The sequence below is a fragment of the Mesotoga sp. BH458_6_3_2_1 genome, from assembly GCF_003664995.1.
Classification (GTDB): domain Bacteria; phylum Thermotogota; class Thermotogae; order Petrotogales; family Kosmotogaceae; genus Mesotoga.
Genome location: NZ_JFHL01000021.1, coordinates 88,761 through 111,188 on the forward strand (window position 1 = coordinate 88,761; position 22,428 = coordinate 111,188).

Genomic DNA, 22,428 nt, shown 5'->3' on the forward strand with positions numbered 1-22,428 from the left:
CTAATATCATTCTCATCGCAATGATTGCATTTCCAAGAAAGTTGAAGTGGGCAAATTTCTAATCTTTATTTTCTTCTCTTTCTTGGAAATTTCTTACATCAGCTTACAAAGAGAGCGTCGGGTCTATCACTTAAAAGCTCAGCAGATGACTGAACGCCAAATAATCTCTCTGAAAGCGCTTTACAGAGAGAATATTGTGGAGCAGAATGTTATGTCATCAAAATACTGAGCACTCTCAGCTGGAAGATCGACATTTCTGCTTCCCTGAGAAGGAGCTGAGACAAGACGTCAGGTCTGTCAGTGATTATCGAAGTGACGCCCATTGCAGAGTATCGCGACATCTCTTCTGTATTGTTTACCGTCCATACATGGACGTCTCTTCCCATTGATTTTGCTCTCTGAATAAACCTTTCATTCAGAATCGTAGAGGGCACACAATAAGAATCAACATCGATATCCCAGACACTACTGCTCAGATGTCCTACGATAAGTCCAATGGGAATGTCTGGCGCAAGCTCTCTCACGGTTGAGAGTCTTTCGATACTCGTTGAAGTTATCATAACCCTGTTTGAAAAATCCATCTCTTTGATTAGCTGCACTGTCGCCTCGGAAATTCCCGGCGAGAAACCATAATCCTTAAGTTCAACATTCAGTTTTACACTTGAAGGGATCTCGATCATGTATGTGATGACTTCTGCCAGAGTCGGAATTTTCTCTCCCGAGAACTGCCTTGAGAATCGGCTACCAATGTCGAGAATGGCTATCTCCTCAAAGGTTAGATTGTGAACGCGTTCTCCTACGCCTGCAACCTTTGTGAGCGATCTATCGTGATTCAGTACAAGTATTCCATCGCTTGTCATTTGAATATCGATTTCGATGATGTCCGCTCCGTCTTCAAAAGCAGCTCTGATTGCGCTCAAAGAGTTCTCCGGCGCTTTGAATGAACTTCCCCTATGAGCGGTAACTAGGGGCAACTCGATCTCAGTATCAACAAGAAAGCGACCAAGGTATCCGAAGAAGACCCCCTGGATCGCAAGAAATATAAGTAAGGGAAGAATCCAAGGTCTCTGCAACTTCAGTGACTTCGTTTTGGCAGGGTTCATAACCGCTGTTATCCGATAGTCCGAATTTCCTTCTTTAAGTTCATAGAACAGTCTTGTAATGAGTATCGAATAGATAATTGATATTCCAATAGACAGAGCAGTTGTTATCATAATCTCGACGGAAGCAAACAATGATAGTTTAAGGATATTCATTGATGTCGGATCGTAACTTGACCGGATAATGAAGTCTCTTGAAACTCTGAATACCAAAGAATTGACCATAATCAGCAGCACGGATAGTGGCCAAAACGCTAGCACAGTAAGCAAAACCCTCTTTCTGCTTCCATGTACAAGGTTGGAGCTTGCCTTGAGAGAACCAACGAAGGTTTTTCCTTCAAGAACGGCGTAGTGAACTGCAAAGACCCATGAAATCAGAAGTCTGCTTATAACAAGAAAGGAGACCAAGGCCGCTATCCATCCAAACAAGCCTGTGCCTTCTGACGGATACTTTCCGACCGGGAGCTGTCTAGTGAAGGCTCTCTGTAATGCCGGAAGAGTTCTTAATGTAGGAAGAGCGCACAGCAAAAGGATTCCTGCCTTGAATGATGCTAACCCAAGCAATCTGGGAAATATCCTCAGAATTCTCATCAAGACAGATATCAATCTCTCCTTATTATTTTTCAGAGCCGCTGATGAAAACCCTACCAGCCCGCTTTGCTCAAATGAAAAACCAAGCAACCATAGGAAAGCTACTGTAAAGAAAACGGCAATTCCTGGGAAACTGTCAACAAGATTCAAGAAACCCCAGTCAAGGACCATTCTTCTTCCGGAGAAGGAGAACAATGATCCTAGCAAAAAGGCAATTAATGGAACCGTCACGAAAGAGAACACTATTTTTGTCAGAACCATAAAGGTCAATGACTTCGGCGCCATTCTATCCAAATATAGGCGAATCTCACTAAATCCTATTCTTGCTATTGGCAAAACCCCCTTCATACGTTCACCATCGTCAGAATCACCCTGCAAAGTTTAAGTGCAGCTGTTGCTTACTGTCTTTTTTACTATTCGTTGCCTTTTGATAGTCACAGATGCGAACAAGTTCATTTCAGTTGTCTCCATGAACTTAAGACCAATATATCTTTGTATTCATCTCTTGTGTACTTGGTAAAACTTGAGGAAGAAATGATCCTGATTCCGCAATCTGCTTTTCCAGAGTTTCTTTCCACTGTAATTCTATCGTTTTCTCACTAACCAAGTTCTTCTGGCTTCAGAATTTGTAGGAATCGCCATTGGCAAAAAGGATCTCTGCGCGAGATTACAGTTAGAAGTTCTCTGAGAATTGGAAAATAGAGTCGATTTAGCGGGCGATCTGTCTAGATGTTGATAACTCATGTTATTACATTCGCATGATTGAGGGCGAATGATTCCAATGTAGGCTCTAATTGACTTTTGATAATCAATATTATTTGCAGTATAATGATAATGTTTTGTCAGCATCTCAGGTACTCACAGCATCTGGATAGATGCGTTCATTGCTTTTCAGGTTTCTTGATCTGATTTTTGGCTGTCTGGGTGATTGAATTGAAGAAGAGAGATCGTGGTGCAGTAAGCGTTGCTCACGTCCGTAGAAAAGAAAAGGCTTACAAATATTTGACCGGTGCGGGAATAGTTGTTGGTTTGTCGTCCACTGTTCTTATCATCATGGCAAACCAGATGTCAACAAACATAGTACAAAACCCAGATTCCATAAGATTAGTCTTTCTTTTGGGAATATCACTGGCGCCAGTATCTTTTATGATATTTATCTCCGCACAGATAGCCGCAATATCCGCGGGAATGAAGAACTGGAATCTTGTCCTTGGATTCCTATGTTCATTTCAGTCGATCATATCTTTGATTTTCGCAAGAGATATTCTACTGCAAGACTCATCTTCGAGATTAAGCCTGCAGACACCAAACTGGTCGTCTTACATACTGTGGTCGATTCTTTTAGCCTCTCTCATACTTACCGTTATCGTGGGAGTCTATTCAAGGAAGAGTGTATGAATCGGTGATTTCTCCAAATATGAGCGAATGATATGAGTTATCGCCGTAGAAAGTGCTTGCTATGCTTCCATTCAGAGCAAGAGGTGTTAATGCTTCCTTAGAAACAACGCGGCATTCCAATACTTTATCTGCCTCACCCACTACCACTATCGATGGTGACATTCCCTCTTGTGGAGTCAAACCGGTTTCCTTAAACTTGTCAAAATACTTTCCGCTTCTTGTCCCGCAGAAGTCTAGAGCCTCCTGCCACTTTTCTGACATGAAGTTAACGGAGAAGCCGTCACTACTCCTGAAGAAATTATGAGTAAATCTACTCGGTCTGATCATGGCGATGAACACTGGCCGATTCCAGGTATTGCCTAAGAAACCCCAGGCAACTGTCATCAGGTTAGTTTCCACTCCGTCGGTTACCCCAATCAGAACTTTGCCTGCCTTAAGACTTTCTAGAAGCTCTGTTGAATACTCTGGAAAGCTGAATTCAGTCATGTTAACCTCCAATAACTAAGGCGATGGGATATTCCCCGTCGCTAAATCTTCTTCAGCTGATTTGAGATTTCTGCGTAGTCGGGTTCTACTCTCGGATCTTCCGAAACCCATGTGTAAGCTATCTTGCCATCTTTGTTCACTATGAACACAGCCCTCTTTGAGACCATAAGGCCTTTGACACCGGAAAAATCCTCGTGCACACCACCGTATTTCCTCGACACTCCCCCTCCTATATCGGAAAGCAACTGAAAGGAAAGAGAATTCTGCTCTTTAAAGGCTTTGTTGGCAAAGGGGCTGTCCATACTTATTCCCAGGATAATGGCATTCATGGTATCGAAATTCGCCAGTGAATCTCTGAAAGTGCAGAGTTCTCTTTGACAGACACTTGTGAATGCACCGGGATAGAAAACGAGAACAACTTTCTTTCCTAGATATTCGTTTAGCTTGTACTCTTTGAGATCTGAACCGAAGAGCGAAAAATCTTCGCTCTTTTCTCCCTTAAGCAACATTCTATGTACCTCCTAAAACCGTCTATAATTGTCATATTAATTCTAGCAGATGATAAGCGTGATACATAGAAGAAGAAACACCATGCATCCTTAATCGACAGTGACAACCTGGCCGTATTTGCCATCCGGCTCAGACTGAGCGCCCCCACGGCACACGAGAGTGCTCGCTTATGGCTGCTTCCTCCCGGATCTGACCAGGTTCGCAAGTTCCCGTTGCGCAGGACTCAATCCTCAACACCTTCAGACAAACCGACACCAAACCGGCAAAGCCTCAAAAGGCATTCGGCCCCGCGTGTGGCGGATTTCGGGTACAGGGAACCGCCAGCTCCCCGCCTAGCATGGTGTAACTACATTATATAGTTTGTCTTCGTAGCTTTCAAGTACTAGTCAATTGTTGAGTCTTGTGAAGTCAATTCCAAGCACAAGAACGTTTCTATTTGAATAAGTCCTCTTAGTGCCCGGCAAAATGAGTCTCTTGACCCCGGCTGCTATGAGTTTTCTTATTAACTCGTCGCTCAAATCATTATCGCAAGCCATAACCGAATCTCTGAGATCGCGCTTTGTAAAGTCGTAGTTCATCATTTCTCCGTAACTCAATCCGCTCAGAAGAAGCAAACTCTCTCCATCTCTGAAGATCGATAAATTATTCGCCCTATTTATACGGGAGCAGTAGAGAGCGAGCTTGTCATCAATCTCAAGTTCGTAGTCTTTCAACTTGAACGTGCGTTCTCTTACGAAGTAGTTTCCAAAGCCGGAATATGTCTCTTCGGAAAGCGACACCGCCTCATGCACAGGAGCTGTCAGTATCATGATGTCTCTTTCTCGCGCGGCTCGTATCGCATCACGATCAAAAACGCCGCCGAAAGCCTCGATCCCACTTTCATGAAGCGTCTTGAGAGTATCTCCGTCGATGGCATAAGTAGAAGCGAACATCGTATCAGGACCGCCATCAGAAGTTTGCTCTGGCAATCTGCCTGAACAGACTTTGACTATTTTCCCTTTGTCAAGGAATACGGAGATGTTGTCACTGTAATAATAGAGTTCCATGAACACGTTCATATTCCTCAGTTGTGATTTCTTCAGCCCCACCGAAGGGTTCCCGATCTGAACCTCGTCTAGCAGTCCCGGTTCCTGTGTGAGTTTTAGCACGTTAGCGCTCTGAGAGGGATTATCACCATAGAGAAGCTGCATAACGTGTTCCATGACCGTGTAGTCGTATTTCTCGGATGCAAATATCTGAGAGAGAGCCTTATGGATAGATGAATTGTAGAGCATGGCAGCATAGATCGCTTTAAGCGCGTATCTTCTTCTCTTGAGAAGAGGAACGTCTCCACAATCTTCCAAACTCGCGATAACTTCTTCATAGTCCGAAGGATCTGATATCACAACAATATCCCTATGATTCTTAGCACTTGCCATCAACAGAGCAGGTCCACTTACATCAATTTCCTTCGACAGGTTGGATTCGTCAGGCGATTCCTTTACAGCTGACTCAAAAGGCTTCAGGTTAAGAACTATCAAGTCGAAAGGAAGAATCGAGTGCTCCCTCATCTCATAAATGTGCTCAGGAAGATCCTGAATCGCAAGTATTCCACCAATTATCTTTGGGTGAATAGCTTTCAACCTTCCGTCAAATATCGGTGGGAAACCAGTATAGTCTGCAACCTTTATTGCCTTTATACCGTGAGCTATGAGGTATTCTGCAGTATGATCAGTTGCTACTATCTCTACCGCATTTGAAGCAAGATAGCCTGCTATTGTCTCCACTTCTGACTTGTTGTGAACACTGATAAACGCACGCTTGATGTTCATCAGGCACCTCCCTGTGATTAGTTTATCATCAATTCTTGCTCGAAATCTCTCAAGATAGTTCCCTTAATGTATAGAATTAGATATATACTAAAGTATCTCACGCCCATGGGTCGGGCAAGGATAGCGGGGGAAACATGACTGAAAAGGAACTGATTCAGAAGTGTGAATCTAGAGAAATTGGTTTTGTGAGGCTTCAGATAACCGATATAAACGGTATGCTGAAGAATGTGGAAGTCCCTGCAAGAATGCTACCTGCAATTCTGGAAAAGGGTGCGATGTTCGACGGCTCTTCAATCGATGGCTTTGTGAGAATCGAGGAGTCCGACATGTATCTACGACCGGATCTTTCAACTTTTGCTTTCCTTCCCTGGGACAATGGTCAGGGAAAAACCATACGACTCATTTGTGATGTCTACAAACCTGATGGGACACCCTTTGAGGGAGACCCAAGATATGTTTTGAAGAGAGTAATCCAGAAAGCTAAAAACATGGGGTTCGAGACTTACGCCGGTCCGGAACCTGAGTTCTTTATAGTCAAGAGAGACCGTGACTGTGGAAAACCGATCGGTGCGTTTCTGGATACGGGAAGTTATTTCGACCTCCTTCCAGTTGACGGAGGCGAGGAGGTAAGGAAACAGATCGTACTTTCTCTACAGGAAATGGGCTTTGAAGTTGAGGCGGCACATCATGAGGTAGCCCCTTCTCAACACGAAATTGACTTCAGATACACTGACATACTGAAAACCGCAGATAACGTCCAGACGTTCAAATGGGTTGTGAAGACGATAGCTATAGCCAATGGATTTCATGCAACATTTATGCCGAAGCCCTTTTCGGGAGTCAACGGATCAGGGATGCATGTCCATATGAGCCTCTTCTCGGACGGCAACAATGCCTTTTACGATTTCTCAAAAGATCACGGGTTAAGTGAAACCGCTCTGAGTTTCGTCGGGGGAATTATCTTACGAGCAAAAGAGATTACCGCCGTTACAAATCCAACTATAAACAGCTATAAGAGACTTACACCGGGATACGAGGCCCCCGTGAATATCTCTTGGGCGCTGGGAAACAGGAGCGCAATGATCAGAATACCCAGCACTAGGGGAGAAGGAACCAGACTTGAATTCAGAAGTCCCGATCCTACGTGCAATCCTTACCTTGCGCTAGCATTGACTCTCGCAGCCGGTCTTGACGGTATTGAGAAAAAGATCGAGCCACCAAATCCGGTAGACGAGAATATTTTCAAGATGAAAGGCTCGAGAAGAAAAGAACTGATGATAGAAAACCTTCCCGGGACTCTAATCAATGCTCTTGAGTTTACTAGGAACAGCGAATTCGTGAAATCGACGCTAGGTGATCACATTTTCAGTACCTTCGTCAGATCAAAAGAGGGTGAATGGAACGAATTCTGCGCTTCGGTCACCGACTGGGAGATCCGTAAATATCTGGAACTCTACTGAGAAAAATTTCGCAAATAGGTTGGAAGGATAAAAGCAGTCTGACTTTTCTCGATATGCATTCTAGGGCGAATTATCCTTAAGTCAAGTGAATTTATTCGGTCTTATCCAAACATAGGTGCCCGGGCAGATTATCCGGGCACTTCGGTATATGAAAAAATCAGTGTCCGCAGGTTGAGCAACTTCCACCAGAGCATGAGCCGCAACTGTCGGAACCCGAGGATGATCCGAAACTTGAAATATTAGTTATCTGCTTTGAGAGAATACCTCCGCATTTTTCACAGGGAGGCACCGGAGCGCTCATCCCCAAAAGAAGACTCTCCTCGTGACCACATTCTTTGCAGACAAAACTGTATAAAGGCAAAAGAGTCACCTCCGTTATCATTCAGAAGCCACATCTATCTCATCTACTAAGACTGAAGGAGAACTCACACGATAGATAGATGAAACAAAATCGCTGCCAACTTCGACAATGCCATTATAGACCTTCAATATATTCGAAGATATCGTAAACTGCTCTATGGGACTGCTTATCTTTCCATCCTTCACGAAAAAGCCGCTTGCTCCGAGTGAAAACTCGCCCGAAACCTGATTCGTTCCTGAATGAAGGCCGGCAAGATCGGTTACGAAAATACCTTCACCCATAGTTTCGAGGAGTTCATCGAAACTCAAGTCTCCCGATCTAATAACAGTATTCACTGGGGCTATTGAAGGCTTTGACCTGTAAGTACCCCTTACTGAGTTTCCCGTTGACTTCGTGCCTTCTTTCGCGGCCGTTCTCAAGTCATACAAAAGAGTCTTCAACTCACCTCTCTCAACAAGCGCTTTTTTGCACGTCGGCACTCCTTCGTCGTCAAACGGCTTACTGTAAGGACTCTCGGGAAGAAATGGGTCGTCGTACACCGTAAGTTTGCTCGATCCAATTACGGTCCCCATTTTCCCTTTCAAGATGGAAAGGCCCCTCTGAACGTTGTCCGCCGAGTACATAGAGGTGAAAGTTCCGAAAAGCTGTCCGAAGACATCGTTTCTGAAAACGACTCTGTACTTTCCACTCTTCACATTTCCGGCACCGAGTTGATCTATGGCCCTCTTTGAAGCCTCTTCAGCGACTCTTTTCACATCCAGCTCTTCAGGCGTTCTGACAAGTGAGAAACTGAAGCCTGTCTTCTTAGATTTCTCGTCGCCTGCGAGACTCACTACAACGGCAAATCCACCGTCGCTCTTGTACCGCCTATTCAATCCGAGTGTATTGATTATGGTTACTTCCGACCAGGTATCGGCAGATCTGCATGTAGGAACCATAAGGATCTTCTTATCGTATTCCAGAGCCAGCTTCTCAAGAGACACAACGGTATCGATCTTCTCCTTCACGGTCTTCTTCTGGAAGACTCCCGAGTAACCTTCAAAGTTACTGTACTCACCAGTTCCGTCATGGAAGATATACACATCTTCTCCGCTTGCTATTGAGCAGTTCTCAAAAGCCTCTTCGACCAGCAGTGTCGCTGCCTCTTCGCTTAGAATCTCTGAAAATGCCGTTCCGATCTTTCCGTTCTTGAGACCTCTGAAGTAAACTTCTATCGAACTTGCATCCGTATATGAATCGATTTCTCCATTCAGAGAGCTTAACTGAAATTCTCCACCCCTCGAATAATAGATCTCGGCTTCATCAAAGCCCTTTTCTCTGGAGATTTTGAAAGCCTTGTCGGCAAAGGTATTGAAATCCATCAATTTCGCCCCCCAACAATCAGTTCAGACACTCTTACCGTTGGCTGGCCCACATCGGCCGGGATCGAACCCGAGATCGACCCGCACATGCCCTGCCCACGTTCGAGATCGTTGCCAACCATATCAATCTTCGTAAGGACCTCATTGCCCTTTCCGATAAGTGTCGCACCCCTTACCGGTCTTGTTATCCTTCCCTTCTCTATCATGTATCCTTCCTTTACTGCGAAATTGAATTCACCCGTGGAAGGCATAACCGATCCCCCGCCGAGAGACTTCGCGTAAAGACCGTAGTCTGTGGCAGCTATTATCTCCTCGGGATAGTACTCTCCGGGAAGAAGGAACGTATTGCTCATTCTCGATGTCGGCGCAAACGTGTAATCCTGTCTTCTTGCACTTCCAGTAGGTTGCATTTTCATCTTTATTCCACCAAGCCGATCGATCATGTAGCTTTTGAGAACTCCTTTATCGATCAATAAATTTCTCCTGGTCGGAGTACCTTCATCGTCAACATTTGCCGAGCCCCAGGCATTGGGAATTGTCGGATCATCTACCGCAGAGACACATTCATTTGCTATCTTCTGACCGAGCTTACCGGAAAATACAGACGCGCCTTTCGCGACTCCCGTGGCCTCGAGTGCATGACCGCAGGCTTCGTGGAATATTACTCCTCCAAACTCGTTGGAGATTATCACAGGCATACGTCCAGCAGGAGCGAATTCCGCCCTTACCATTCTGTCTGCGATTCTTGCGGCCCTTTCTCCGGCGGCTCTGGGATCGACCATATTGAAGAACTCAAAACCCATGGCTGCTCCCGGTCCGTAGAAACCGCTTTCCATTTGTCCGTCTTTTGTGGCAACCGCTGATATCGCCAGTCGCGTTCTTACGCGGCGATCCTGAGCCTTCACACCTTCGGAATTGTAGATCCAGACATTTTGATCGTATTCGATGAAATTCACGACAACCTGAGATATGGTCGCTGCGAAGGTCGACGCTCCTTCATGGGCAAGTTGCATAACTCTTACCTTCTCTTTCTTCGGGACATTATTCGGCGAAAAGAGAACTGGACAGACGTCAACAAACTCTTCATTTCTAAAATCAATAACTGAATCCGCCACCCTATCCTGACTTATAACGGCCTTCAGCCTTTCTGCAACTTTCATGAGACCATCGAGCGAAAGTTCGTTTGTGTAAGCATAGATACTTCTTGTACCTTTAAAGGCACGTAACCCAGCTCCGAACAATTTCCCCGAAACGCTTCCTTCTACCTCACCCTGAACCATGTTTATACTTCCCGTATATCTCTCTTCCAAAAAGATCTCTGCAAAATCCGCTCCGCCAGACAGTATCCTGTTGATAACTGCGGAGTATGCTTCATCTGAATGCATGATGCACCTCCAATCTTGTTAGGTATTCTTACAATTTTACAACATTATCGGGATTCAGGTCTTAACAAAGGAACCGAAATCTAAAGCCAAGCGGAATTCACCTTCTGGATCTCCTGGAAACCCCATATTTAAGGAGAATTGGTCTTCCTGCGAGATTTCTAAGAACAAACCTAATCGTTATGGCGCCTATTACTACGGCCCCTCCAATCATAGGAAGTCTACCGGGAATCTCTCCCATGAATAAGAAGACCCAGACGGGACTGAGAATAGGTTCAATCATGAGAATCAAAATGGCCTCAAGAGCCGTAGAATGTTTGATTGCTTCAGAGTAGAAAACATAAGATAATCCCAGTTGTGCCACGCCCAAAATGAAGAGGTTGATCCATCCGGAAGGACTCGGCAGAGACCCCACAATGAAGGGCACTCCGATCACAGCCGTCAGTATGTTTCCAAGAAGTACTGACTCCATCGGCGAACCATCCTTCTGAAGTCTCATGAAGATGTTGAAAAGAGCAAAGGTAACTCCGCTGGCAACCGCCAGAATATTTCCCGTCATTCCCCTGCTGTCCAGGCTTTCAAAGAAGAAGAGCGCCATACCGCCAAAGACCGCAATAATGGTGATCCAGTCGAGGAGCTTCGCCCTCTCCCTCAATATCCATGCGCTCAACAGAGCAACATATATAGGCGCGGTTGATTGAAGCAGAATAGCATTTGCAGCCGTTGTCATCTTGTTTGCCGAAACAAAGAGAATCACCGTGGCCGAGTAAGAGAGTGCAGAGGCTATCTGCGGCGGGGACCATGTGAATTTCGGTTTTCCAAGGGCAAGGAGTATTACCAGGGATGCTATTATGCTCCTCATTCCCGATATCGCAAGAGGGTTTGAGTCGACGTTCTTGATCAAGAGACCTCCGGTGCTCCAAAGAAGACCGGTAAGAATCAATAAGATCACTGACTTTGTTCCAGAAGACTTCTCTTTACTCCTGTTCATAATTCACCTGCCGATTTTTCTTCAATCCCCATGGAAGAAGAATACATCAGAAGCTCAAAGTAGACAAGTATTAGACTTTCGCGGAGTGGGAGGTTGGGGGGTCGTAAGAGCAAGAGAAACTGGTTGACCGTTGAGCGGTTCTCCGTTCTCCAACAAGAGCCGCTTCCCGCTTGCTAGGAGACGCTTAACGCTGGAAAGAGCGGAACTGAAGTCATAAATGCAAGAACTGGATGCCACAGCAAATTCAGATACAATGTGATGTTCTCTTGATCGCCCAATATTGTCATCCCGGACTTGATCCGGGATCTGGTTTTGATCCTCTCAGCGGAGGACGGCGTACCGTTGACTGGCTTACGGCTTTCATCAACGTTCAGCGGGTTCTTGCTCCTAAGCGAACGGCGGCTTTTGGACAGAGATTCTGACCACGGGCATTGTCAGAATGACGGGATATGGCCTTCTCACAATAACCGTCAGTTGTCATCCCGCTGAGCCTGCCTGAATACATTCACTTCGTCATCCCGTGATGTATTTGCACGGGATCTCGATTTTTTGATCCGCTGTTCGCTGAAAAGCAAAGACCCGTTGATCGCTGGAAAGAGCCGTTACTAGCCTGTGTGGGGCCTCTAATTACGGTCATCCCGAACTTGTTTCGGGATCTGCACTTTTGAAGCGTGGTTCGGGGTGGGAGGTTGGGGGTTCGTAAGAGCAAGAGAGACGGTTGACCGTTGAGCGGTTCTCCGTTCTCCGAAGAAAAAACCCGCGCTTCGTTCCGACGCTCTGCGTCCAGGTTCTTCGTTCTTGGTTGAAGTCATGAAGCAAGAGCATCAAGATTCCGACCAGGAGCTTTGTCGGAATGACGGCATTTGACGTTTCTTTACTTTAGGGTTCGCAACTTGGAACAGACAACATGCAACTGCTCTTCATTAAGGACCAAGGACGGTGGGACCGCTTACGAACAACGACTTTCAATTCTAATTTCTAAAACCGGAACTTCTCTCCTGGAGGCAAACGGCAGCATTTGATACTACTTCGGATTATAATAGTTGAATATGCAACCATCTGATAGGTGAGTTATGGCAAAAGACATACATAAGATGCTTGGGGGGCAGAAAATCGGAAGGCTTCTTCTAAGTCTATCTTTGCCTGCTACTATCGGCATGCTCGTCCAGGCTATGTACAACTTCGTTGACACAATCTTTGTTGGAAGAGGTGTCGGGTCGATGGGAATCGCGGGCATCTCGATTTCCTTGCCTGTTCAAATATTCGTTATGGCTTTCGCTCAAATGTTCGGAATCGGTGGCGCTTCGGTGATATCTAGGGCGCTGGGAGAGAAGAACCACGAAAAAGCGAAACGTGCCGCTGGAAACGTAATGGCTTTCTCTATTGCCTTCGGATTGGCGATGACCCTTCTGGGATACTTCTTTTTAGATCGGCTGCTTATAATGCTTGGCGCCAGCGAAGCTATCATTCCGTACGCGAGAGAATACCTGGGCATAATACTTTTCGGAAGCGTTTTCTTCTCTTTCGGAATGGCTATGAATCATGTAGTAAGGGCCGAAGGAAAACCGAAAATAGCAATGGCTGCAATGTTGATCTCCGCCGTTCTCAACATAATACTTGATCCGATTTTCATATTCTCTCTAAATATGGGAATTTGGGGCGCGGCACTGGCTACCGTTTTGTCTCAGGCTGCCACTTCAATTTATGTTCTCTTCTACTTCTTAAGTGGGAAGAGTTTACTCAGAGTCTCTTTAAGATCGCTGATCCCCGAATGGAAAATCATGAGGGAGACCGTCTCGGTAGGGCTCTCCGCCTTTTCAAGGCAGGTAGCCGGCAGTCTTCTGGCCGTGGTTCTCAACAATTCTCTGGTATTCTACGGAGGAGATATCGCAGTAGCAGTGTATGGAGTGATCAACCGACTTCTGATGGTTTTCATCATGCCCATGTTCGGTGTGAATCAGGGATTTCTTCCGATTGTTGGATACAACTACGGCGCCAGAAAAATGAGGCGCGCAAGAGAATCTGTAAAACTGGCATCTACAGTTACCACGTTGATCGCTCTTTTCTCGGCAATAATTATGTTCCTGTTTGCGAGACAACTCATATCGATTTTCACCGATGAAACAGAACTTATCGAGCCCGCGATTTTTGCCCTCAGGATCGTTATCCTTGCCATCCCCACTATAGGAGTTCAGGTAATTGCGTCTGGAATGTTCCAAGCTCTCGGCAAGGCAGTACCCGCACTCTTCTTATCACTCCTCAGGCAAATAATCATCCTCATCCCTCTAATTCTTGTGGTCCCGCGATTTCTGGGGATTGATGGCATCTGGATATCCTTTCCACTTGCCGATTTGATCTCTTTCGCAATCTCGGTGGTTTTCTACCTTAGAGAGCTGAAGATATTCCGTTCAAGTGAGCTCGATGTTAAGGCAGGAACAACGGATGTCGCATGATCTTTCCTTCAATAGAGAAGGGTACATAGGTCGCTGGATATATCGCATTTCGCGTAGTGCAAACGTTTACTTCAGCAGGGAAATGCAGAAGTACGGGCTGGGCAGCGGACACTTCTTCTTTTTGAGAATCCTCATGTCAAGAGAAGGAATCAGTCAGAAAGAACTCAGCAATATTCTAGATGTTGACAAGGCGACCACTGCAAAGGCTATGAAAAAACTAGCTGAAGCGGGTTACGTTAAGAGAGAAATCGATTCTTTGGACACCCGGATTTACAGGCTTTTTCTTACCGATAACGGAAAGAAAATCGGTCAGGAACTCCGAAGACTTGGTGCGAATTTTGAAGAGATACTGACCGAAGGCCTTTCAGAGGATGAAAAGCAGCAACTGCAATCGCTTCTTCACAGAGCAGCTACTAATGCGAAAAGAGCAAAGTGATCTTTTACCACTCTTTGTGTCCTTTCTCAGACGATCATAAACATGGCCTAAGCAAACGCAGAGGCCATGTTTGTGGCACATTGCAAAAACTTGTCTGAATCCTCAGTAAAGAGTCTTCAAAAACTCTTTTATTTCTTCGGAAGCGGCGTAATCCTCGGGAGTCTTATCGGAGTTGTCCTTGACATTCGCTACCAAGCCGAAGTTGCTGAGAATTGTCAACATTTCGATTCCGTCCCATTCGTCCTGAACCGCATAGTGAGCGGGTGTCATACCGGCATGGTCTTGATGATTCACGTCAGCCCCCTTCTCTCCGAGATGGGAGATAGCCTCCATATTGTAGTCCTTTACAGCATAGAAGATTGGAGTTCTGCCTTCGTCATCTTCGGCATCGATATTTGCTCCACTCTCCAGCAAGTAATCAATCATTTCCAGACTCCCATAACTGCCCACCGCAGCATGGATCGGCTGAAGACCTCCTTGTGCTCTTATCGAGATGTCCGCACCTTTCTGGATCAAGAGCTTTGCCATGTCGACTTCTCCGTACACGGCCGTAATATGTAGTGGAGAGATACCTGTTTCGACTTCATTGTTGTCTACACTGATTCCTGCCGAGAGCAACTGCTCGATGACTTCCACATCTTCTTTATAAACGGCAAGATGCAGATGGAATGGCAAATAGTTGTTGTTGTCCCTTGCCAGTACGTCCGCTCCAAGAGAGATCAACAGCTTGACGTTATTGAAGTATTCATCTTCAGCAGCGATATGTAGAGGAGTCTTTCCTTCGTTGTTTCTAGCGTTTATATCAATTCCGAGCTCGAAAAACATCTCGATGTTTTTTGTAGAGCCCTTTCCGGCAGCGCGATGGAGGAGAGTGTTCCCATTATCATCTACAGAAGAATAGTCCGCTCCAAACTCGATGAGCTTAATCGCGACATCGTTTTTCGACTTAGATACTGCCAGCTGAAGCGGGGTGTAGTACTCGTTTCCGACAGACACATCGGCCCCATGTTCCAGAAGAGCCTCAATACCCTCAATTGGGAGACCTTCCGATATAGCTAGATAGAGAGGGGTTCTGCCGTCTTTGGCCGGTCGATTTGGATCGGCGCCATTTTCGAGAAGGAACTTTATGGTGTTTGTCCCCTTCGAAAAGATCGCGGCAATTAGCGGTGACCGGAAGGCATATTCAACTCTCTCAAGATCGGCTCCTTTCTCCACAAGATACTTCACAACCTCTAGAGTAGCGTCGTTCTTGGAATTGTCGCATGCGAGGATCAAAGGTGTATATCCTTCATAAAACATTGAACTGGCTGGATGAGCGTTTATGTCGGCCCCTCTTTCAAGGAGCATCTTCACAACCTCGAGGAGACCTTTTCTCGCAGCGTAATGAAGAGCGGTATAACCGTTGTCGTCAACAATGGAGATGTCTGCCCCTGATTCAATTAGAAAAACAGCTATTTCCGAGTGGCCGTAATCTGAAGCAACCATAAGGGCTGACTTGTTTGCGTAACCCAACTCATTGATGTCACCACCGCTGTTCAAAGCTTCCTTCAGTTCCTGTAGGTTACCATTGGAGGCGCTGTTGTAGACGTTTGAAAATAGGACTGCTGATAGCAGTAATAGTGACAAAAGCACTAACAAGAGTTTTCTCATACTTGAGTCCTCCTTTCTAGATGTGAACAATCATAAGCTATTTCAAATAGCTAATGATCATAGTGAACGACATTATTTTGCTGGAACACTTCATTTACCTGTCGAGATTCATACAAGTGTGATCTGGAATCTCATATCAGGTTGAACTAACTGGTTCAGAAACAGGCTGTTCTTGTTCTAAGAAGCGAGGTATCTTGAGGTGTACGTTTTCTGAATTACTGTGAACGATCTAACATTCGCTTTCTCGAATCACGAAAGTGCATGTTCAACGGCCGCCCGGGCGTGAATGGCAGTCGTATCGAAAACGGGGATGTCCACGTCGGACTCCTTTATCAGAAGAGGTATTTCAGTGCAACCCAGAATTACTCCCTCTGCTCCGTTCATCTGCAGCCCACTGATTACTTCCTTATATGCCGACTTTGACTCTTCTCTGAAGACTCCTTTGCACAATTCCTCAAAGATGATCCTATCTACTACTACCCTTTCTTCTTCCAAGGGGACGATTACATTTATGCCAAATCCCGCCAATGTATCTCTGTAGTAAGCTCTTTCCATGGTGAATCTTGTTCCGAGGAGTCCGACTGTTTTAAGTCCTCTTCGCTCGATCTCCTCGCCGACCGCAATGCCTATTTCAATAACCTCGAGTCCGGATGCCTTTTCGATTTCCCTTGCTAGGAGGTGCATTGTGTTTGTACAGATGATCAGAAAATCTGCACCCGCTTTCTTGAGATCCCTGGCCGCCTCTGAAAGGACTCTCTCTATGTCTTTCCAGTCATTCATCTTCATCATGTCCGAAACCGGTCCGAAGTCAACGGAAGCCATTACGCATTCCGCGGAATGCAGTCCCCCGAGCCTGTTCTTGACCATCTCATTTATCAATCTGTAGTACTCTAGCGACGACTCCCAGCTCATTCCTCCGAGTAAACCCATGCGCTTCATGTCTACGCTCCGAAGACCTCATCCAACCAGTCAAGAAGAACTGAATTGGACAAGGGCAGGTTTGTAACCTGACAGTGGGAATCTGCGCCTTCCTGTTTCGTAAAAATCCTCATTTTCGACTTTCCAGAAACGGTATCAGAGGCTTTTCTTGCCTGGGATAGCGCCTCTTCTCCCTCTCCCTCACTAACCATTGCAAGGAAGGGAGCCTGGATGTTCTTTATACTGTCACCGACCACAAAGTCCTTCATTCTCTCGAAAGCCTTGAACATTGAATGGCTTCCGTATTTAAGCATTATGTTGACGAGCTGCAGTTTTTGGGTCTTAGATAGATACTCAGGCGGCACAAGATCGACTGTCTCCAGTGTTATGTCTTCGGAGGAATTGACAACTCCTCCGGCAAATGCAGACATGTACTTGTACATATCAGTAATTGGCGAGTTAGAAATCAGGGCCCTTATCCTAGAATCGTTTGCCGCAGCCCTAAGCGAGAAGTATCCTCCGAGGCTTATGCCGTACAGTCCGAGTTTCGAGGGATCTACATCCTCCTTCGACAGGGCATAGTCGACAACTCTCGAGATCGGGACTTCGTAGTCCGGACGCAACGGTGTCTCGGGCGAGAACCTTCTCATTCCCACCTGACCGGGACCATCGAAGAGAACAACCGCGTAACCCCTTTGCAAGGCGGCCGAGCCTGCCTGGAAATACATTTCTTCCGACGTCCCGTCAAAACCACTCATCATCATTATCGTCTTCTTCTTGCCACCGGTTGTTGGAGCAATCCAGTACGCTGGAATAAAATCCTCGCCGTATGGTATCCTCTCCGCTTCAAATTGAATATCGGTGGTTCTGAAAGCATATACAAAGCAATCCCTGCTTTCCATTCCAAGGTATCTTGTTTTCGAATCCCTGGGGTCGCCAAAGTACTCGGCGGCTCTGAAATAACTTGCCGCCCTCAAGAATTCCTGTCTCGCACTCTCGTTATTGCCTTTCTGAAGAACTACGAGGGCGTGATTCTTAAGCTTTGTTGCGAGCTCTTTGAATGACTTCACCCATGAGTCGGGATCGTCGCAATCTATATGTGGTACAAGCGAGAGGATCTCCCCAACCGTTCCCCCTTCATAGGAAACCGCACCGAGAGATCTGTAAAGTTGAAAATCGAATTCGACATCACGCAGTATTCTCACATCGAGCGACCCTCTTGAGACTCCCTTTGAATTGTCCTCCATTTCGCACCTCCTATAACGCCTTTTCTCAAATAATACTATCAGAAAAGAGTTCTATTACCGAAATAAAGGCGCTCTTGAGAAAGTAATAATGCAACGTGAAATCTGATATTATCAGACTGGAGGTGATCAAATGAAAAGAGTGATGGTGATTCTTACACTACTTTTGACCGCGTTTGCCTTTTCGTGGTCGGGGCATGACGCGCTTACTTATATTATTGTTTCTCAGTATGAGGATGATTTCGACGCGTTCGTGGAAATAACTCCTTATACTTACTCCGATGTAGATACTCAGCAGTACAATCCGGCCATAGAGGGTTTCTACGATTATCTCGGCGAAGACTATCTGCCGGAAGAAGATCTCGATCTGTACAGCTCGATCTTCCCAAACCCCAAACCGGTTGACAATTTGGCGCCCCTGTGGCAGATCCTTTCGGTCTATTCTTACGAGCCCGATCTTGGTATGGACAAGGGGCTTGAACTTAAAGGAATAGAGACACTTCTCGGAGATAGCCAGGGGCTGAGACACATGGAATACAGAATGCTTTTCTTCATTCGAGTTGGTAAGGTGACCGACGTGGTTCAGTATTTCAGCGATCTGGCCGAGATCGCTTATTCTAGAGGAGACCACTACTGGGCATACCGGTTTTTGGGAAGAGCACTTCACTATCTTGAAGACGTTGGTCAGCCATTTCATACATTCCCGGCTCCGTTTTTCGAGCTTCTGAAATTGCCGTTCAATATGGACAAGTGGCTGACTGTCTTTGCAAACTACCACTTCGCTTATGACTTCTACGGTGGATACCTGCTTTGGGAAGAATACGAACCACTTGTTGAGGCGATCAAAGAGGTTTCTCCCAAAGAAATTAAGGACCCGAAGCAAGCGGCCGTTAGTTTGCGAAGGTACTCCAGAAATAGGTTGAGTTCAGTCTATTACGAGCTTAAGCGTACAATGGGAGACAAACTGGAAAATCCCGAATCAGCCTGGCCTGGAAAAGCCTATTTCGACGATCTTCAAGACGCAGGCGAAACAGCGAAGCTCGATGCGCTTTCAGTAGAGATTTTGAGAGAAACTGCCTCTTATGTAAAGGGTTACATAAACTATATGCTTGCAAGATTTGCCGAGATAGATTCCGAATCCTAGAATAGCTGTTTTTATAATCAATACGGCGATAGACAGAGGCACTATCTATCGCCGTATTTTGCTAGTCTAATGAAATAACCTGACTAATCGACGTTCTTACCGGCTCGCTTATTTGTTCGAGAGGCAATCTCGAAGAACTTCTTGAGTCTATCAACGACAAGTCGATTGAAACTGCCCGAAGAGTACTGCCCGTTTTTTCCGATTTTCCCCGGTTTCATTCCCGTTAGTATCTCGATAGCCTCGTCCACGGTTTCAATAGTCCAGACGTTGAATCTACCTTCTTTAACCGCTCCTATTATTTCGTCATTCAGAATCACGTTATCGGAATTTGCTTCGGGCACTATCACTCCCTGCTGGCCGTTGAAGCCCTTAATCTTGCAGAGATCATAAAAACCCTGAATCTTGTATTGGACTCCACCAACTGGCTGAACCCGTCCGCTCTGGTTTATGGAGCCTGTCACGGCTATCGACTGTTTTATTGGGACTTCAGCAACTGCAGAAAGGAAGGCGACCGTTTCGGCAACCGAAGCGCTATCACCTTCAACTGCCGAGTAAACCTGCTCGAAACTTATCGAGCCGTTTAGGCTCAGCGGGAACTGCTGCGCGTATTTCGAGCTCATGTATCCCTGAATGGTCAGACTGGCCTTGTTGTGAATATGTCCACTGAGCTCGGACTCCTTCTGTATGTCGACGATTCCGCTGTTGCCCGGTCCGACTTTGGCGGTAATCTTCACCGGTATTCCGAAAGAAAGGTCTTCAGTCTGGATCACTGTCAACCCGTTAATTTCGCCGACAAGTTCCCCCTCTGTTTGAACCATCAAAGTGGAGTTCTGGAACATCTCTTTGATCTTGTCTTGATAGAGCGAGACCCTCGTGTGCATTTCTTCCCATGCAGTCGATACGTCATCGGCCTGTATCATCTTGTGAGCGTTGATTTCCGCTACTGCCGAGCTTTCTAGAAGGATCTGTTCAAGTGCGCCGAATTGGGTCGAGACCTTCTTTCTACTGCCAGAAAGGAAGATCGCTCTTTTGATTACTTCTTTGATTCCTTCCCTCTCGAGGGGCTTCAAGGAGTTCTCCTTGACAATGTTGCACGCGAGTCCGCAGAGCTTGCCGACAGTATCATTCTCTATGGTCATTTCCCAGTCGAACTCCGCCTTTATCTTGAAGAGCTTCTTGAAATCGGTGTCAAGTGTACTGAGCATACTGTATATCCAAGGCTCTCCGATCATGACGATCTTTATGTCAAGTGGAATCGGCTCCGGTTTCAGACTCACGGTCGAAAGTAGGCCGATCTTATGTTCAAGATTCTCGATCCCCTCTAGACCCGAAAAGAGAACCTGTTTCAGTGTCTGCCAGACATACGGTTCGCTTAACACGTTTTTGGCATCAAGAACAAGGTATCCGCCGTTGGAGCTGTGTATCGCTCCGGGTCTTATCATTGTGTGATCGGTATCAAGCATTCCCATTTTCGCTACATACTCTATTCTTCCGAATAGGGAGGAGTAATTGGAGTTCGTAACCTCTACAACGGGTTTCCCCTCTATTCCCGAGTTATCGACAAACAGATTGACCGCATATCTCTTGCCGAAGAAGGCCTTCGAATCGATCTCTTGGCTGAAGAAGACTCCCAGATTATCAAGTAAGTCTTCCTTCATGCTCTCTATGAAGTCAACGACCTCTCTACTTTTGCTAAATCTGTCTTTCATCTCTTCAATATGACCTTCAATTGCAAATGAAGCAACATTCCTGTTCAGTTCTTTGTATTTCTCACCGTACTCCTTTTCCATCTTGCTAAGCTTTAAAAGGTAGGAATTGACAAGTTCACGTACCTCTTCGCCCTTTTTGGTAATCTGCTTCTGATAATCCTCGGGCAGGGCCTCGTAGACTTCCTGTGTCAATGGTTTCCCGTTCCATAGAGGGACGGTGGCGACTCCCGTCTGATTTATCTGAACCGTGAAGTCCTTCTCTTTTGCTTTCTCAACAAGCTCTTTCAACATATTCGAACGTTTCTCCGACTGCTCGTTCTGAATCGATGTCACTTTCTGCTGATAATCCTCGCTCTGAAAGCTTTCACTTATCGAGTTTATTGCTATTTGAACAAACTCGTTCAGCTCCTTCTGGAATACCTTTCCGGCACCTGCTCCAAGCGGTATCGAATTTGGTGTCCTGGGATCATCGAAATTATAGACGTATATCCAGTCGCCAGGGGTTTTCGTGCCTTCGACTTTCTTCTTGAGAAAACGACTTACGAAGGTCCTTCTCCCAGTGTTGTTTGTCCCTGAGACGAAGACATTGTATCCTTTTGCATCTATATGAAGACCAGTTTCTAGAGCCCTTATGGCTCTCTCCTGACCAATGAATTCCTCAAGTTCGCTAACACAGTCCGTCGATTTTACGTTTCTTGGGAGCATGATCTTCAGATCTATGTCCTTCCAGCTGACTTTTCTCATGCATCTACCTCCTTCTTTCGATAGATTATAACAAACCCGATATTCTGGAAGCTTGATTTATAGTTGCTTACCTTTCTAGAAGCTGCTTTAAGAGAGAGGGAGAGGTCAATAGTCTTCTAGCGGGCCGGCGAGCCTCAATTTTTCCCTGATAACGATCCCTTCGCCGGGGACCTCTTCAAGTATCGTCAGATTGTCTATTGTCAACTCGTGATGAAAATCCTTGAAGGCAAGTCTTTCCATAACCGGACCGATGTTGGATCGATTAAGATCGTCTCCAAAAACAACTGTAATATGAGGTATCCAGTGAATTTCATTGTAAGCGATCGCTCTGTTGTCTACTGAATCGCAGAGTTCGGTCCATAAGGCATGGTGGAGAGATGCTAAGCGCGAATTCCTTGCCAGCCCAATGAAGATCACCGGTTTCTCGCCGGAGAAGACTCCCAGATACTCCGTTCTGGCTATCAAAGGGGGCGTATTGGAAGCTATTGCCTCTATCAAAGGATCTATCTTAGTCTTCCTCTCTTCTACAATGCAGTAGGTTATATGAGGGAAAGGTGTAAGAAAAACCGAATCAAACTTAAACTCGGTCTTCAATTCATCCCATATCTCTCTGACGAAACGATCCAAATCCCTTGGGAGAAGAGAAACAAGTGCTTTCAGAACCGCGCACCTCCAGTTG

The 22,428-nt window shown here is 45.9% G+C and carries 18 protein-coding genes and 1 other RNA gene; 5 read left to right on the top strand and 14 right to left on the bottom strand.

Annotation, left to right across the window (positions count from 1 at the left end; genetic code table 11):
* Nucleotides 1-209 precede the first annotated feature (209 nt).
* On the bottom strand, nucleotides 210-2,039 hold the full coding sequence (locus Y697_RS10460) for a glycerophosphodiester phosphodiesterase family protein (RefSeq protein WP_121551562.1): 1,830 nt from the start codon (nucleotides 2,037-2,039) through the stop codon (nucleotides 210-212).
* Nucleotides 2,040-2,615: 576 nt separating this feature from the next.
* Here Y697_RS10460 and Y697_RS10465 point away from each other — a divergent pair.
* Nucleotides 2,616-3,089 (top strand): hypothetical protein, encoded by a 474-nt coding sequence (locus tag Y697_RS10465; protein WP_121551679.1) that lies wholly within the window; start codon nucleotides 2,616-2,618, stop codon nucleotides 3,087-3,089.
* On the opposite strand, the gene Y697_RS10470 is transcribed toward Y697_RS10465, so the two are convergent.
* From Y697_RS10470 to Y697_RS10485, 4 genes are all read right to left on the bottom strand, one after another.
* A complete protein-coding gene (locus Y697_RS10470) occupies nucleotides 3,072-3,575 on the bottom strand; it encodes a flavin reductase family protein (protein WP_121551563.1) in 504 nt (167 codons plus the stop codon). The two genes, Y697_RS10465 and Y697_RS10470, sit on opposite strands and share 18 nt — an antisense overlap.
* 41 nt (nucleotides 3,576-3,616) lie before the next feature.
* Entirely contained in the window at nucleotides 3,617-4,084 is a 468-nt protein-coding gene (locus Y697_RS10475; RefSeq protein ID WP_121551564.1) for a peroxiredoxin, read from the bottom strand.
* Nucleotides 4,085-4,164: 80 nt separating this feature from the next.
* Nucleotides 4,165-4,426: signal recognition particle sRNA large type (gene ffs / locus Y697_RS10480), an RNA gene on the bottom strand.
* Between the two features lie 45 nt (nucleotides 4,427-4,471).
* A complete protein-coding gene (locus Y697_RS10485; protein WP_121551565.1) occupies nucleotides 4,472-5,896 on the bottom strand; it encodes a phosphoribosylaminoimidazolecarboxamide formyltransferase in 1,425 nt (474 codons plus the stop codon).
* 134 nt (nucleotides 5,897-6,030) lie between these two features.
* Between Y697_RS10485 and Y697_RS10490 the strand changes: the two genes are divergently transcribed.
* Nucleotides 6,031-7,356 (top strand): glutamine synthetase family protein, encoded by a 1,326-nt coding sequence (locus Y697_RS10490; RefSeq protein ID WP_121551566.1) that lies wholly within the window; start codon nucleotides 6,031-6,033, stop codon nucleotides 7,354-7,356.
* 157 nt (nucleotides 7,357-7,513) lie between these two features.
* Here Y697_RS10490 and Y697_RS15150 read toward each other — a convergent pair whose 3' ends face one another.
* From Y697_RS15150 to Y697_RS10510, 4 genes are all read right to left on the bottom strand, one after another.
* On the bottom strand, nucleotides 7,514-7,738 hold the full coding sequence (locus Y697_RS15150; RefSeq protein WP_121526790.1) for an FmdB family zinc ribbon protein: 225 nt from the start codon (nucleotides 7,736-7,738) through the stop codon (nucleotides 7,514-7,516).
* On the bottom strand, nucleotides 7,735-9,078 hold the full coding sequence (locus Y697_RS10500; protein WP_121551567.1) for a TldD/PmbA family protein: 1,344 nt from the start codon (nucleotides 9,076-9,078) through the stop codon (nucleotides 7,735-7,737). The genes Y697_RS15150 and Y697_RS10500 overlap by 4 nt, the downstream gene beginning before the upstream one ends.
* On the bottom strand, nucleotides 9,078-10,463 hold the full coding sequence (locus Y697_RS10505) for a TldD/PmbA family protein (RefSeq protein ID WP_121551568.1): 1,386 nt from the start codon (nucleotides 10,461-10,463) through the stop codon (nucleotides 9,078-9,080). Before Y697_RS10505 ends, Y697_RS10500 begins: the two co-directional genes overlap by 1 nt.
* 97 nt (nucleotides 10,464-10,560) lie before the next feature.
* The gene (locus tag Y697_RS10510; RefSeq protein WP_121551569.1) at nucleotides 10,561-11,451 is read right to left on the bottom strand and encodes a DMT family transporter; all 891 of its coding nucleotides are present in this window, start codon (nucleotides 11,449-11,451) and stop codon (nucleotides 10,561-10,563) included.
* Nucleotides 11,452-12,524: 1,073 nt separating this feature from the next.
* On the opposite strand from Y697_RS10510, the gene Y697_RS10515 reads away from it, so the two are divergent.
* Both Y697_RS10515 and Y697_RS10520 read left to right on the top strand, forming a co-directional pair.
* Nucleotides 12,525-13,904 (top strand): MATE family efflux transporter, encoded by a 1,380-nt coding sequence (locus Y697_RS10515; protein WP_121551570.1) that lies wholly within the window; start codon nucleotides 12,525-12,527, stop codon nucleotides 13,902-13,904.
* Entirely contained in the window at nucleotides 13,894-14,340 is a 447-nt protein-coding gene (locus Y697_RS10520) for a MarR family winged helix-turn-helix transcriptional regulator (protein ID WP_121551571.1), read from the top strand. The genes Y697_RS10515 and Y697_RS10520 overlap by 11 nt, the downstream gene beginning before the upstream one ends.
* A gap of 102 nt (nucleotides 14,341-14,442) precedes the next feature.
* On the opposite strand, the gene Y697_RS10525 is transcribed toward Y697_RS10520, so the two are convergent.
* The 3 genes from Y697_RS10525 to Y697_RS10535 all read right to left on the bottom strand — a co-directional run bounded on the left by Y697_RS10525 (nucleotide 14,443) and on the right by Y697_RS10535 (nucleotide 18,155).
* Nucleotides 14,443-15,990 carry an ankyrin repeat domain-containing protein gene (locus Y697_RS10525; protein ID WP_121551572.1) on the bottom strand — a complete coding sequence of 516 codons (1,548 nt, stop codon included), beginning with the start codon at nucleotides 15,988-15,990 and terminating at the stop codon, nucleotides 14,443-14,445.
* A 249-nt stretch (nucleotides 15,991-16,239) separates the two neighbouring features.
* Entirely contained in the window at nucleotides 16,240-16,929 is a 690-nt protein-coding gene (locus tag Y697_RS10530; RefSeq protein WP_121551573.1) for an aspartate/glutamate racemase family protein, read from the bottom strand.
* Nucleotides 16,930-16,931: 2 nt separating this feature from the next.
* The gene (locus Y697_RS10535) at nucleotides 16,932-18,155 is read right to left on the bottom strand and encodes a S9 family peptidase (RefSeq protein ID WP_121551574.1); all 1,224 of its coding nucleotides are present in this window, start codon (nucleotides 18,153-18,155) and stop codon (nucleotides 16,932-16,934) included.
* Nucleotides 18,156-18,285: 130 nt separating this feature from the next.
* Here Y697_RS10535 and Y697_RS10540 point away from each other — a divergent pair, with 130 nt between their 5' ends.
* A complete protein-coding gene (locus tag Y697_RS10540) occupies nucleotides 18,286-19,296 on the top strand; it encodes a phospholipase (protein ID WP_014731716.1) in 1,011 nt (336 codons plus the stop codon).
* 83 nt (nucleotides 19,297-19,379) lie between these two features.
* Here the strand turns inward: Y697_RS10540 and Y697_RS10545 are convergent, their stop codons facing one another.
* Together Y697_RS10545 and Y697_RS10550 are read right to left on the bottom strand one after the other, a co-directional pair.
* Nucleotides 19,380-21,749, bottom strand: coding sequence for a Lon protease family protein (locus Y697_RS10545; protein WP_121551575.1), 2,370 nt, complete (start codon nucleotides 21,747-21,749; stop codon nucleotides 19,380-19,382).
* A gap of 105 nt (nucleotides 21,750-21,854) precedes the next feature.
* Complete coding sequence (locus Y697_RS10550) at nucleotides 21,855-22,376, bottom strand: 2'-5' RNA ligase family protein (RefSeq protein WP_121551576.1); 522 nt, start codon at nucleotides 22,374-22,376, stop codon at nucleotides 21,855-21,857.
* Between the last annotated feature and the right edge of the window lie 52 nt (nucleotides 22,377-22,428).